9 protein-coding genes and 1 pseudogene are annotated in these 14,331 nt (G+C 48.9%); 6 read left to right on the plus strand and 4 right to left on the minus strand.

Annotation, left to right across the window (positions count from 1 at the left end):
- The first annotated feature begins 165 nt into the window (after nt 1-165).
- Nucleotides 166-1,308, plus strand: a complete 1,143-nt coding sequence (locus F4X88_15225) for a sigma-54-dependent Fis family transcriptional regulator (protein MYA57638.1) — start codon at nt 166-168, stop codon at nt 1,306-1,308.
- Nucleotides 1,309-1,341: 33 nt separating this feature from the next.
- Here F4X88_15225 and F4X88_15230 read toward each other — a convergent pair whose 3' ends face one another.
- Nucleotides 1,342-2,847, minus strand: a complete 1,506-nt coding sequence (locus F4X88_15230) for a DUF839 domain-containing protein (GenBank protein ID MYA57639.1) — start codon at nt 2,845-2,847, stop codon at nt 1,342-1,344.
- Nucleotides 2,848-3,440: 593 nt separating this feature from the next.
- Between F4X88_15230 and F4X88_15235 the strand changes: the two genes are divergently transcribed.
- From F4X88_15235 to F4X88_15255, 5 genes are all read left to right on the plus strand, one after another.
- Nucleotides 3,441-5,870 (plus strand): hypothetical protein, encoded by a 2,430-nt coding sequence (locus F4X88_15235; GenBank protein ID MYA57640.1) that lies wholly within the window; start codon nt 3,441-3,443, stop codon nt 5,868-5,870.
- Between the two features lie 27 nt (nt 5,871-5,897).
- Nucleotides 5,898-6,614, plus strand: a complete 717-nt coding sequence (locus tag F4X88_15240; GenBank protein ID MYA57641.1) for a DUF4159 domain-containing protein — start codon at nt 5,898-5,900, stop codon at nt 6,612-6,614.
- 13 nt (nt 6,615-6,627) lie between these two features.
- On the plus strand, nt 6,628-10,233 hold the full coding sequence (locus F4X88_15245) for a hypothetical protein (GenBank protein ID MYA57642.1): 3,606 nt from the start codon (nt 6,628-6,630) through the stop codon (nt 10,231-10,233).
- 302 nt (nt 10,234-10,535) lie between these two features.
- Nucleotides 10,536-11,555, plus strand: a complete 1,020-nt coding sequence (locus F4X88_15250; protein MYA57643.1) for a hypothetical protein — start codon at nt 10,536-10,538, stop codon at nt 11,553-11,555.
- 222 nt (nt 11,556-11,777) lie between these two features.
- Complete coding sequence (locus F4X88_15255) at nt 11,778-12,548, plus strand: slipin family protein (GenBank protein ID MYA57644.1); 771 nt, start codon at nt 11,778-11,780, stop codon at nt 12,546-12,548.
- Nucleotides 12,549-12,717: 169 nt separating this feature from the next.
- On the opposite strand, the gene F4X88_15260 is transcribed toward F4X88_15255, so the two are convergent.
- The 3 genes and pseudogenes from F4X88_15260 to F4X88_15270 all read right to left on the minus strand — a co-directional run bounded on the left by F4X88_15260 (nt 12,718) and on the right by F4X88_15270 (nt 14,215).
- Nucleotides 12,718-13,272 (minus strand): hypothetical protein, encoded by a 555-nt coding sequence (locus F4X88_15260; protein ID MYA57645.1) that lies wholly within the window; start codon nt 13,270-13,272, stop codon nt 12,718-12,720.
- Between the two features lie 91 nt (nt 13,273-13,363).
- Entirely contained in the window at nt 13,364-13,714 is a 351-nt protein-coding gene (locus F4X88_15265; GenBank protein MYA57646.1) for an ATP-binding protein, read from the minus strand.
- Between the two features lie 255 nt (nt 13,715-13,969).
- Nucleotides 13,970-14,215 (minus strand): annotated as a pseudogene (locus tag F4X88_15270) (hypothetical protein).
- Between the last annotated feature and the right edge of the window lie 116 nt (nt 14,216-14,331).

Raw genomic sequence — 14,331 nt, forward strand, 5'->3', positions numbered from 1 at the left:
CCCGCAAAAATTGTATGTCAACCCGCAAAAATTGTATGTCAACCCGCAAAAATTGCGTCACTGGGAATCTCGGGCATCTCTCACGCGTTTTTTCTTGTGAAAAAAAATAAGGTGTGCTATCATCTACTTAGGTCAGATTTTGCGATAGGGGTGAGGAAGCACATCATGAACATTCCGCCAACATTTATCGAATTGCCATCAGAACCGATGCAAGACATTTACCACACGGTTCAGCAGGTCGTTGCATCAGACCTTTCGTTTTTCGTTACAGGCGAAACGGGTGTCGGAAAGGAAGGGGTTGCACAATACATCCATAAAAGCAGTCCGCGCCGCAGCGCCCCTTTCGTCGCTATCAACTGCGGGAGATTTACCTCTGAACTTCTGCAAAGTGAACTCTTTGGACATGAAGAAGGTGCGTTTACCGGGGCGAGCCACCAACGCAAAGGGGCCTTTGAAAGGGTCAACGGGGGGATTCTCTTTTTAGATGAGGTGACCGAGATGTCCGCAGAGGCACAGCGAATGATGCTCCGGGTTTTGGATACACAAACCTTCACACGCATGGGGGGAAACGAAAAATTGGAGGCTGATTTTCAGGTGATCGCCGCAACAAACAGAAATATTGGGGAAGCCGTTCTGAAAACAGAGTTTAGAGCCGACCTCTATTACCGGCTCATGGACATGACGCTTCACGTCCCACCCCTCCGGGAACGGGCAGAAGATATTTCGCCTTTAGTCCATGCTTTTATTCATGCATTCACGCCTAAACGTGGAAAAGGTGTTACCGGAATTGCACCCGAAGCACTCCTACGGCTTGAACAAGCCGCCTGGCCCGGCAATATCCGACAACTCAGAAGCACTGTGAGAACCGCTATCGCCCTGGCGACAACCGACAAACTTGAGATCAAAGATTTTCCGTATAATTTTTTCACTGTCCCCGTTTCCGAAAAACCGGACACCCCACCGACCCCAAAAGCACACACATCTATCCACCCGGAATTTGTTCAGACGCTGCTCTCTCTCTGGAAGACGCTCCCGGCAGAAGTCCAGCACACAATTATACATGAACTTTCAAAGCATCTTGCAGAACTCTGGCGTAATTTCCAAACTTCCAAGGTCGCAACGACAGAGGAGAACGCGGAACTTCTGAATATAAGCGGTATGAATCAGCATCAAATTCTACGGGCAGTCGCCGAGAAACGGATCGCAGAATGCGCATCTCTCAATGAGGCGGCACATTCATTGGATATCGACATCCGGACGCTTCAGAGACACGCAGACTGGACAGAACAAGACGAGTCCGCAACCTGAATTTTAACATTGACGAGCCCTAACGGATCTGTTTCATACGAGCGGGCGTTGCCGAATTTCATGCCAAGGTCCTGTGATCGCCAGTGTAATCCCATGACTCTGAATGTTCACAAAGAGCGTCGTGCCATCAGGTGAGAACGTCGCACCCGCGAGCTCTGACATATTTCCAGCGTTTCGAGCAAACTTATAGAGATGTCCCTCAGGCGTTATACCAATCAAAAATTCCTCTTCTGGACCATCTTCACAGATAATTAAATCCCCCCACGGTGTGACAGTCAGGTTATCGGCATTTTCCATGAGATTCCTGTCGTTCGGCTCAACGAAAAGTTGAAGGGTGCCGGGTTCCTGTGCCTCGCGGCTTGTCCCTTCATGCGGACTCGGCATGTATTTCCAGATCTGCCCTTTGTATGCAATACCGCCATTCGTACAGGCAATATAGAATTCTCCGTGTTCTTGATTGCTGCCGTACCAAATCCCTTCGCCGCGTGCGAACTTCGCCGCATCTTTACCTTCAGCACCCTGTATACGAAGGTCGTCATCCGGCGATTCCACATTCTCAATATCCACCCATTCGACTGCGAATGTTTCTCCGACTGGGATCGGGGTGTAGGTCCACGGGAAGACCTTCTGCAATCGACCGCGCCAGTTACGGGTATCTGCGCTTTTCATATCCCGAATTTTCAGTGCCTGAAGTTTACCACCTGCAGCGAGTTCAGCCGTCCTGCCATTAAAACTATCTGGGATAAACCGATAGATTAAACTATCACCTCTGTCTTCCGTTTGATAGACAATCCCAGTTTTCGGATCGACAGCGACTGCCTCATGGTTAAAACGTCCCATCGCTTTCAATGGGATCGGATCCGCTAATCCTATGTCAGGAGAAACAGGTACCTCAAAATTATAACCGTGGTCCACCTCGTAGGTCTCCTCTGCCTTCTGCATGGTCTCTTCACAGGTTATCCACGTGTTCCAAGGCGTTAAGCCACCCGCACAGTTCCGGATCGTCCCGATTAGACTTAGGAAGTGTTTCTCCAGCGTCTGTGTCCGCGTGTCATAGACAAGTGTCGTTGTTCCTCCGAGGCAAGGTAATTCACCGGATCCAGCGTCATATAAGTTATCAAGGGCAGCCCGTTCAAGTTTCTCGTTATTCCATCCAAAGGGACCGACGTTTTTGGCAGTGGCGGTCAATTCGTGGTTTCGGACGAGGAGCGTCTTGCCGTTAGGCCCCGGATAAGCTGCCATACCATCGTGTCCACCCGGCACCCAGAGTCCATCGTCCATCATTTCACCTGTTCTCGAAAAAGCGTGTGCGGTAAACCCTTCTGGGAGGTCAAGCAAGCGATTTGGGGTTGGCGTGAACTCATAGGGCGGCTCAGGTCTAAAACCCGGCACCTTTTGAATTAATGCATTGCCACACCCTAAAAATCCGAGACTGACTGCTGCCGATGCAGCCGAGAGCGTGCCATACCGTAGAAATTGTCGTCGAGAGAGTTTATTTCTGTGCTGCTTGCGAGCAGAAACTTGCCGTATAGAAGTCATAAAGTGCCCCCACTAAGCGTCAAAGCGGTAATTGAAGTTATTATATTGGAGACGGACGCATTTTTTTTACTGAAAAATAAACTGTAGCATTAGCATTTTACAATATTTTTTCTTTTTTTTCAAAAGTTTATCGCAAATCGCCAAATTCTCCAACTTCGCGTAATCCGAAAATAAAAACTATGGTAAACCTGAAAAATAAACGGACATTTACCCAGTCCCGGTAGGTGCGGTTTCTAACCGCACAGATTCTGAATGTCTAATTAATTCTAAAGTTTACCATAAATGGCTCTAAAGAAACTATAGTTTTGACAATTTCAGTCAGGTTCATACCTTGTTTTCAAGGTATGTCTGATTTTTCTCGAGGTTTCTCACACATACCCAACTCCGAAAAAATAAACTCGGAGGCCCCAAAGGATAGCCCCAGCGGGGCGAAATGTTTATAGAAACGCCATACCCCCCACCAGGCAAGCCCCAGCGGGGCGAAATGTGTATCCTTGAAAAAATTGTCCAAAGTTTAGTAAAGAAAACAGAAATCGGGTTGACAGTGATTCCCTAATTGGATTATAATAGGTTGTGAAAGGAATTAACCAGATATGCGATTCACCTATTTTGTGCCGGGGTGGGGAGTTGTGCTTGGTATCGGTGTTGTCATCGGTATAACGGTATTTGTCTATTTGCGGATAGCGCGTCCATTACACCCGAGGTATAGATTCTTACTCATTCTGCTGCGAATCACTGCAGCGTCGATTCTGCTCGGTTGTCTCTTAGCCCCCGTTATCATTGAAAAGAAGGACATCACGCCACCGACGCACCTCTCCATTTTGGTGGATACCTCGCGAAGTATGAAACTCGTCGATGCACCCATGAGCGAGATGCCTATCTCGAGGCTCAGTCAGGTGAATCAGCTGCTTTTCAATGTCCCAGGGCAATTCCTGCAAACCTTGCAAAATAGGTTTGAGGTACATCTCTACCCTTTCAATACGCGGTTGCAACAAAGTGTCCTATTGGCACAAAAAGATGATGGTCTATTGCCCACATTCGAGGCGGAGGGAAATCTGACGGATATTGGAGGGGCTATACGGGAAGCTGCAGCGGCATGGAAAGGTCAACAAACTGCCGGTATCGTCCTCATTACAGACGGGGCACACAATTCTGGGCAGTTCCCTTTGGAGACAATCACCGCATTGGAGGTGCCGATCTATCCAATAGGGGTCGGTTCCGTGGAACCCCCAAAAGACATTCAGATTCAACGGGTCAATTACACGCCAATCGCTTATACAGACCATGAGAGTGTTATTCGTGTGAGCGTTGGACAAACCGGCTACACCGGCAAAACGACACAGTTGTCTTTGCGGGAAGTAGAAAGTAACAGTCTCGTGGATGCTGTAACGTTCACCTTCAACGCGCATCAGGAAGTAAACGCTATCAACGCCAGGACCCAACACGTGATTGAGTTGAAGATAACACCGCAGTCAGAGGGGAACTTTCAATACTCGGTTACACTTCCGACCCTTGACGGTGAACTCACGGAGGCAAACAATCAAAAGACGTTTTCGGTAAAGGTTGTGAAGGCAAAGTTGAACGTGTTTTATCTGGAAGGCAGACCCAGATGGGACTATACTTTTTTGAAACGCACATTGGAACGAGACCCGGATATTGAGGCGACTTGTGCAATCTTAGCGTCTAATAGATCAAAGCGGCTGCCTGTAGATAGCGTCCCCAATCGTTTAGATGGATATTATCCGCAAGCGACGCCGGTATCCGAGACACCAAAATTCCCTGAAACGCTCGCCGAGCTCTCTAAATACGATGTGCTAATTTTAGGGGATTTGGGTGCTGAGCAGCTTACCCAAACCCAGCAACGCGCAATCCTCGATTTTGTTGAGACGCGCGGAAAACCCGTTATCTTTCTACCCTCTCGGAACACGCTCGGTGTGAATGGGTTCGGAAATACAGAATTAGCACCTCTCTTGCCGATTGACATCCCAACGCGGGGGTGTCGTGTAGAGGATACAGAATTTACGGTGCAATTAACCCAATCTGGGGCATTTCACCCGATGTTGCAACTTCATGAGACGCAAATGGCAGTCCGCAGTCAGGCGCAAGCGGGGTCAGGACCTGACGACCGACAACTAACAACTGATAACTTTCTATCCAATATGCCAGCGTTGCCGCGATTCTTCAGTGGATTTCGTCTCAGGGGTGGGGCAACGACGCTGATGGACAATGGGAAAGGCATGCCGATTCTGGTGCTCCAGAGAGCAGGTTTAGGCAAAAGTCTACTGATCGCCGCGGAGGGCTTCTATAATTGGCAGTTTGGTGTTAAAACCTTTAAAGACAAGCGGTATCACGCAATCTATCCCCGTTTTTGGGCACAGGTACTGCGATGGATGGCAACAAATACGGATGACAAAAACGTATATCTTACGACAGACGCTTCCACTTACGCGATAGGGGATACAGTGAAGGTTACAGCGTATCTCTATTCTGAAACCTATCAACCGCAAGTGGGCGCAACGGTCGAGATCGAAGTGGTGCCGCCTGATGGAGATCCTTTCCAAATTAATAGTTCTCGGTCATCGGTTGTCGGTTCTCAGTTAGGGGGGGAGTCTGCCAAACCCGGTCCTTCCTTAACCGACGATCCAGAACCGACAACTGACAGCCACTTTACTGCCCAATTTGTACTACTACAAAAGGGAAAGTACCGCATTCGCGCAATCGGTAGGAGTGGCAATCTGAAATTAGGTGAGGATCAAATAGATGTGTATGCCCATCCACAGCTTGCCGAATTGGAGAATCCGCAGCTCAATGAAGACTTACTGAAGCAACTCGCAGGGCAAACGGGGGGTGCCTACTTTAGGATGGCTGACGCGGAGTCCGTCCCTGAAAACATTGCGAATGTCCAAAATCCAATATTCGTTGATGCAGAACGCGAACTCTGGGCACATCCGTTAGTTCTCATCGCGGTTGTTGGATTGTTGGGGACGGAATGGTTTTTACGTAAACGGGTCGGATTGACTTAAATACTTTAATGTGAAGTGCACCCAAAAATGCGAAATCGTTACATCAAAACCTCTTTAACGGATAACTGTAAACGGATAACTGTAAACTATGTCTGGATTTGTTGTTTCCTTCTCTGCGCTGTGATAGGTGTGAGTTTACAGGCTTCCGATGTCCCGATAACTATCGCCCAAGTTCACTATGGCGGCGGGGGCGATTGGTATGGCGACGCGACAACGATCAAAAACTGGCTGCAACTCCTTCGAAACCGAACAAATATAGAAACCGCGAAGGACAGGGTCATTATTAAGCTGACCGATCATACCCTCTATCAATATCCGATACTCTATCTGGTAGGGCACGGGAATATCCGATTGACTGGAAGTGAAGTCGAGGCATTACGGGATTATCTCAAGAACGGTGGTTTTCTGTTCGCGAACGATGATTACGGACTTGATAAGAGTTTTCGTCGTGAAATGCGAAGAGTCTTTCCAGAGCAGGAACTACAGCCTATCCCAAACACGCATCTGATTTATCGCTGTTTCTATGAACTGAAAGGACTCCCTAAGATTCATGAACATGACGCTGAACCCGCACAAGGGTTTGGACTTTTTCATGATGGACGTATGGTCGTTTACTATGTCTACAGTGCTGACATCGGGGATGGGCTTGAGGATGCCGATGTGCATCCGGACGATACGCCTCGGGTCCGCGAACTCGCTGCGAAAATGGCAGTAAATATTGCTGTATATGCCCTGACGCACTAAAGGATGGCATGAGATGAACAGACAAAAGGTAAATGAGGATTACGGAAACCTTATGGATCGGCTGCGTGCGATGCAGCGACGGTGGCGATGGCTCACTTTCTCTGAAGGACTCCTGAAGTGCATCGGTATGCTTGCGCTTGTGATGGCGGGAACACTTATCATTTTAACCCTGAGTTTCCAGTTATGGCAGTCCCCCTTCTTGCGCTGGATACGCATCGCAATTATCCTATTATCCATAGCGGGTGCCGTCTATACCGTCATTCGGACGTTCGTTCTGCCACTCTGCCAGAAGTTGACAGACACGGCTGTCGCCTCGCGCCTTGAGTCGAGACAACCTGAAGCCTCCTTCGCTGCTGAGAACCGGATTCTCAGTGCCGTCCAACTGTGGAACACCTTGGAGGATAACAGGCTTGGGTATGCCCCAGAATTCGTTGAGCATCTGATTGTCCAAGCCAGCCGGGATATGGAACAGGTGCAACACAAACAGGTATTTCAGCCCGAATTTCGGAAGATTCAGCGAAATGCAGGTATTGCCGTCGGGGGGATCGTCCTACTCCTCGCGATACATTTTCTTTTACCTGCCGCGTTTACAGGCTTCGCACAGGCGTTCCAGACCTTGCCGAAAACGCTTCAAGACGATCAGGAATATCTAAAGAAGTCAATTCAGATTACAAAAATCCAGCCCGGTAGTCTCCAAATTGAGCGGGGGACCGATGTTACCGTAACTGCTGAAATAGGTGGACATCTTGGGGCTCCCGTTGCGCTTTACTATCGCGTTGGCGATGAATATGAGGTGCGGTCAACAGCAGAATGGCAATCGTTGTTGATGCACCGGACACCCACGGATGCCAACCGCGGCTTGCAGGTTTCCGAGATTTCAACGCCCTACAGCGCGAGGCTTGAGAATGTGGCACGTCCGCTTCAATACTATATTTCGGTCGAAGAGGTGACATCGGAACAGTATCAAATAACAATCAGTAATGAACCGATTGTCACGCAGTTCCAGTATCGACTCAATTATCCTGCTTACACGCAGCTGCAGTCCCAGACCCTTCCAATGAATGTCGGGGATATCCACGTGCTTTTTGGAACAGAGGTTATGTTCACTGGGGAGAGTAATAAACCACTTCGGAAGGCACACATCGCTTTTGAGGCGTCAGGTAATGTGGAACTGGAGATTAGGGAAGGAAAATTACAGGACCCTATTACACAATTGGTAGAGGATGGACAGCAACAGGAAGCACCCGCCACATCGCAAACAATACAAGGCACTTTTGTTGCTCGAGAGAGTGAAAATTATCGTATCCACATTACCGACAGTGACGGGTTCACGAATCGGAATCCCGTTAGTCGAACGATAACCGTTTTGGAGGATGCCGCCCCTGATGTCAATATTGTCGCACCGGCACGGGACACCGTTTTAGACGATGCGATGTTGGTTGAGCTAAAAGTGGAGGCTACAGACGACTATGGCATACAGGAACTTCAATTGATATATCGCGTTGAGAGTGAAGATGCCGAAGAGGTGAATGTGCCTTTAAAACGTTGGGGAGTCGAGAACGCACTCTCACACAGATCGGTTTTTGTGGCATACACATGGGATGTCGATCGGATTAGTATGTTCCCTGGCGAAACGCTCGCGTATTACGTTCAAGCCTTGGATATTGACAATGTCTCAGGACCGAATATCGGCACGTCTCATACCTATACACTCCGCTTTCCTTCGCTCTCGGAGTTATACGACGCTGTTGCGACTGAGCAGGAAACTGAACAACGAGGACTTGAAGAACTCGTTGACGAGCAGGCAGATGCGACCGGCCTGGTGGACACACTCTTGGATAAAATCAGGAAGAGCCAGGAACTTACGCTTAATGACGAAAACCTGATGCAACAGGTGCTTGAGAATCAGAAGCAGATTGAGGAGACGGCGAGGCAACTCATCGAAAACATGAAAGAGACGGCAGAGGAGATGGAACAGAACCAACTCTTTGACGCTGAGACGATAGAGAAATATCAAGAGCTGCAAGAATTGATGGAGAAGGCACTGTCTGAAGAACATAAAGAACTCCTGCGGAAGTTATCAGAGGCACTGGCAAAACAGCAGGTGGACGATCAGGAGCGGTCCATGGCGGAAGCGAATCTCAGTCAAGAGCAGTTCTTACAACAACTCGAACGCGCTAAATCGCTCTATGAACAGATTCTCCTCGAACAGGAACTCGAAGCTGCGGTGAAACAGGCGAAGGCACTCGCTGAACAGCAAAAGCAGTTGATGGATACATTGGAATCATTGGAACGGTCTGCACCTACAAGGGATCTTGCACAGAAAGAGGACCGAGTGGCGGATGAATTCAATCAGCTCAGCGAAAAGTTAGAGGAACTCGGCACGAAAATGGGTGAACTTGCCCAAAATCAAGAGAACGCGCCACCGCAGATAGAACGGCTTGCGGATGAAATCGTCCGACTCAACCAGTTTGCCCACGAACATAAACTGCCCGAGATGCTCAAAGCAACCAGTGACAATCTCCGAGGTGGGCAGAAGAATGCGGCACTGGAATCGGGACGCGGTGCAGAACAAACGCTCACAGAACTCGCACAGGGTTTGGAGAATGCCTTGGCGTTCATGGAGGGCGCAAACGCCAACGAAACTTTGACTGCCCTACAAGAAGCCGTTGAAAGTGGACTTTACCTCTCACATCTTCACGAGGAGGTACTCACGCAAACAAGCGACATCCTCACCACTGGACAGTCTGAGGCTTACATTTCAAGTGAGATTGTGCGATTGCAGCAGCTCGCCGCCGATGAACTCAGTGCGGCAGAGAGTATCACACAACTTTCCAGTAAACTGTGGAATTTAGGGAGCCGACAGATACAAGTGCCACCTGAAGCAATATTCCATCTTAACGCCTCTAACGATGCGCTCGCGCGTGCCGCGCGTGCCTTAGAAGATAGGCAGCCGAACCTCGCCATCCCGATCCAAAAAGGCGCACTCGCTGATCTTAATCAGGCGGTCTTTGAACTCCTCGAAGCGATGGGACAGATGAACCAACAGATGGGTGCCAGCGGATTTGAAAACATGATGGAGCAGCTACAGCAGCTCGCTGAGAGTCAAGAGCAGCTGAACGAGATGGCACAGAATCTGAATCAGCAGCTCCGCGAGCAGGGACGCACCCCAGGAGTTGAGCAGATGATGCGTCAACTCGCTGCCCAACAGCAGATGATCCGAGAAGCAACGGAACGGATCGCTGAACGGGCAGAGCAGATGGCGCAGATGCTCGGCAGTCTTGAAAATGTCGCTGAGGAGATGACTGAGGTCGAGAAATCGCTCCGTCAAGGTGAACTCAATGAGGATGTTCTTGATAGACAGGCACAAATATTGACGCGAATGCTTGACAGTCTAAAATCGTTGCAGAAACGGGATGTCGGTAAACAGCGCAAAGCCGAGGTAGCGGAAAGACCCGAAACGCCTGCACAGGAGGTCCCGCCTTTGCATCCTGAACTCCTTGAAGTCGTTCGGAAATTAGAAACCACACCGTATGCAAAGGAATTTGAAGACATTCCGTTCCAGTATCGGGAACAATTAAAGCAATACTTTAAAGCGCTCTCCCAGAAGAGACAGTAATCTCATTCCGCAATCGGTGAAGATAAATAAAAGGAGATCTTTTGTAGCATAACCTGTTAGGTTGTGGGATCGGAGTTGGTGTTTTTCCGAGGTTCCCCATCTCACAGTCGGTGCCCAAACGGAAAGTACTTATACCATTTCTGAGGGATCTTTTCTCATTAACGAAAATGGGTTCGTAGGGGCGAGGTTCCCTCGCCCGCCCAACCCATCGGAAACCTCATAGGGTTCAAAACCTCTAAATGCGAATTTATTTTTTAGATTTGGTATTATATGAGCATTCAATCTAATATGAAGGAGAAAAAATGCAGACAGCAGTGAGCATCGTTGACGATGCGTTTTACATCAATGGGGAAATTACCTATCCGGGACGCTCCTACCAAGGGAATAAAATTGAGGGGTTGCTTCTCAACACCCGTATGGTGCAAGGCATCTTTGATGACCGGAACCCCGAAACCATACATCTCTGGGAATATCCAGATACAGGTGAATGGGATCCAGAACGCAATACACGTGAATTCCTATCCGCGATGCCGACATGGCGTGCACACGGCATATTGGCGTTCACTATTAACCTCCAAGGAGGCAGTCCCGAAGGGTACTCCAAGGCACAGCCCTGGCACAACTCCGGTATAGAAGCCGATGGGAGTCTCAATGCAGATTACCTATCCAGGCTTGAACGCATCATCGACTTTGCTGACGCACTCGGTATGGTCGTAATCCTCGGTTATTTCTACTTTGGGCAGGACCAACGGGTCGCTGATGAAAACGCTGTCAAAAACGCTGTTGACAACGCGACGGGTTGGCTCTTCGATAAAGGATATACCAATGTTATCGTTGAGGTTAATAACGAGTGTAACGTGAGATACTCACACGAAATTCTGCAACCTCAGCGGGTGCATGAATTGATCGAACGCGTGAAAGCGACGACGCGTAATGGAAACAGATTCCTCGTCGGAACGAGTTACGGTGGCGGCAGAGTGCCGCTTGAGAATGTCGTCCGTTCCTCCGATTTTCTGCTCGTCCACGGAAACGGCGTGAGCGATCCCAACCGCATCATTGAGATGGTCCAACAGACCCGCGAGGTCCCGGGCTACCGTCCGATGCCGATCCTTTTCAATGAAGACGACCATTTCGATTTCGATAAACCCTTAAACAACTTCGTTGCCGCTGTGAGTCAATATGCCTCATGGGGCTACTTCGATCCGGGTGAAAACGACTATTGCAACGGCTACCAATCCGTGCCGGTGCAATGGCAGCTCAACACGCCGCGCAAACGTGCTTTTTTTCAAAAGGCTCGCGACCTCACTGGCTGCGGTTCTTGATAGCATCAGAAACTGAGCCTGAACGGAGAAACCCGTTGATATTCAAATCCATCTCAACGAACCGCAAGGAAAAATTAAAAAGGTGTTTATTTTCATAGCACCAGGAACGTAGCCCGTAGCGTAGTGGAGGGCGGCTCTACGGAGAGGCACTCTATATATCAAATTCACCTAACCGAACCGCAAGGAAAAATTAAGAACCGAACCGCAAGGAAAAATTAAAAAATGCCACAAGTTGATCCAATTTATTTTGCTATTGTTATTGTCGTTGTCATTATGCTTGGGACGAGCATCCGAATCCTCAAAGAATACGAACGCGCCGTTATTTTCCGTCTCGGACGACTGGTTTCGACCCGTGGTCCCGGACTCGTCTTTATGATACCCTTCTGGATTGAACGGATGCAGCGGATTAGCCTTCGGGTGATCGTCAACGATGTCACCCCACAAGATGTGATTACGAAAGACAACGTCTCCGTGAGCGTTAACGCCGTGCTCACATTCAGAGTAACCGAAGCCGATAGAGCCGTGATCGAAGTTGAAGACTTCGGTTTCGCAATTGCGCAGGTCGCACAGACAACACTCCGGAGCGTGCTGGGACGTGCCGAACTGGACGATCTACTCTCAGAGCGCGAGAAGCTAAATCAGGACTTAGAAGACATCATCAAGAAGCATTGTGAACCGTGGGGTGTCGAGGTGCTTGCGATGGAAATTAAGCACGTGGATCTCCCGGTTGAGATGCAGCGCGCCATGGCGAAACAAGCGGAAGCCGAGCGGGAACGGCGTGCGAAGGTTACACACGCCGAGGGTGAATTCGAGTCTGCCGAGGTGCTAACCAATGCCGCTGAAATCCTCAGCAAGACCCCGACCGCTGTGCAACTCCGATTCCTTCAGGCGTTGGTAGAAGTGAGTGCGGAGAAGAATTCGACCGTCGTCTTCCCAATTCCGATAGACCTACTCAGTCCGTTCCTTGACAAAATAAAAGGAAAAGAAGAATAGACGTTTACAGACAAAGGGAGAGGGCAATGAATAACGAATGTATCTCCATTATGACAGAGCGCATTGTGCGTGACTTTGACCCTTGTAGCATAGGCTGTTAGCCTGTGCCAGCGTGAGACGTACCCTTGAACAGGCACGAACCATCTGGACATCTATATCTACTGCCCTCTCAGAACACGGTTATCCTGTAGAGAAAGACCTTTGATTCGTTTAGAAGCAGATATTTAATCAATACCGCCAATCTTCGTGAGCTATCGTCATAATCGTCAATATCGGTATCTTCATCTTCTCTCTCACCCGATCTGCCGAATTTGTGGACGAGTGAACAGATTAACCGCTCCGCGGGATTCGTGAGGACCTGTAGGAGATGCGCGCCGGTCTGTGTCCGCCGAATGTCTTCGTTGACGCCATTAAAAACCTTTTCAATCTGCTCGTCGAGTTCGGTGCGGTCGGTGATGATGAGCACGCGCCCATTAGGGAGGGTTTCGAGGATTGATTTTGCGAGCCAAACCATTGTAAGGCTCTTGCCGCTGCCTTGCGTGTGCCAGATGATACCGCCCTCTCTGCTTCTGATACGCGCTTGCGCAGCTTTCACGCCGAAGAATTGGTTATGTCGGCAAATCTTTTTGGTTCCAGCATCGAAGACGATGAAGTTGTGCAGGATGTCAAGCAATCGGGTTTTGTTGCAGACCTGTAGGTATACCCCAATACCTTCTGGAAGAATGTGAGGACACGTTCTTGTGTGCCTATTTCTCTGTCACCAACGGTGCTCATTTTTATGAATTCCTTTGGACTTTCCGCAGAGGTGTTCTTAATCACATAAGGGTAGGCAGCCGCACAGCAACCTCGCCTGACCCGTCGTCTCGGTCAAAAAAAATCCTGCCATTGAGGGGGACCGAGTCGAGAATAACCGGACTCTGAGAGGTTACAATGATCTGGAGGTTGTTACGGAGTGCCAATTGTTGTAAATGCAGCATGAAAAGTTGATGTAACTGCGGATGGACTTTCATCTCCACATCGTCAATCAGAATGAGTGCTCCTTCAAGTTGTGTAATTTCCTTTGATAACCGAAGGATGGCGTGTTCGTCATCTGCTGTTTTCAATTCCGGGTATACCGTGCCATCTTCTTGCGGGTCACAGAGAAGACTTCTAACACCTCTTGACAAATTAACAACTTCTGGATATCTGGACCGAACGCCTCTCAATCATGAATTACAGCCTCCTTATCCTTTGATGTTGTGGTGTGCCGACCAAACTGAAATTTTTGTGGTGTGACTCTGGCTGCATCTTATACTGCACTTGGGCTGCACTTGGGCTGCATCTTATAGTAAAGTTTAGAATTAAAAAGACATTTTAACGCTCCGACATGCCTGCCTCACCTCGTAGGGGCGAGGTCCCCTCGCCCGCTGTCAAATGTCCTATTAATTATGGGTTTTACTATAATCCGGTTTTTCTGACGTCAGACTTGCCAAGGCAATCTCCCCTTTTTCGGTCAACCGGTACTGCTGCCGTGGACTCCTGCGCTTCTGTGGTAACGTGTATTCTATCATCTCATCAGTTAGGAGGTCCCGGAAAACCTTTTTAAGCTGCCCGGAGACTTCTTTCTGTCCTAATTGCTTGGCCAATTCGGATCTTGACAGGGGACCATCGGCAAGCAAGTTTAGCACCTGTGATTTAAGATCTCTAGGTAGTGTTTACATTCTAAAAGTATTGACATTTGGTATCGGCTTTCGTATACTATAGTTCATGGAAACTCAAACATTAGATACCTCTCACGACCTTC

It is taken from the genome of Candidatus Poribacteria bacterium (assembly GCA_009839745.1).
Classification (GTDB): domain Bacteria; phylum Poribacteria; class WGA-4E; order WGA-4E; family WGA-3G; genus WGA-3G.

Excerpts from the sequence above, each read along its gene's own strand:
- F4X88_15225 (MYA57638.1), top strand. The coding sequence starts at position 166 with ATGAACATTCCGCCAACATTTATCGAATTGCCATCAGAACCGATGCAA.
- F4X88_15230 (MYA57639.1), bottom strand. The coding sequence starts at position 2,847 with ATGACTTCTATACGGCAAGTTTCTGCTCGCAAGCAGCACAGAAATAAA.
- F4X88_15235 (MYA57640.1), top strand. The coding sequence starts at position 3,441 with ATGCGATTCACCTATTTTGTGCCGGGGTGGGGAGTTGTGCTTGGTATC.
- F4X88_15240 (MYA57641.1), top strand. The coding sequence starts at position 5,898 with ATGCGAAATCGTTACATCAAAACCTCTTTAACGGATAACTGTAAACGG.
- F4X88_15245 (MYA57642.1), top strand. The coding sequence starts at position 6,628 with ATGAACAGACAAAAGGTAAATGAGGATTACGGAAACCTTATGGATCGG.
- F4X88_15250 (MYA57643.1), top strand. The coding sequence starts at position 10,536 with ATGCAGACAGCAGTGAGCATCGTTGACGATGCGTTTTACATCAATGGG.
- F4X88_15255 (MYA57644.1), top strand. The coding sequence starts at position 11,778 with ATGCCACAAGTTGATCCAATTTATTTTGCTATTGTTATTGTCGTTGTC.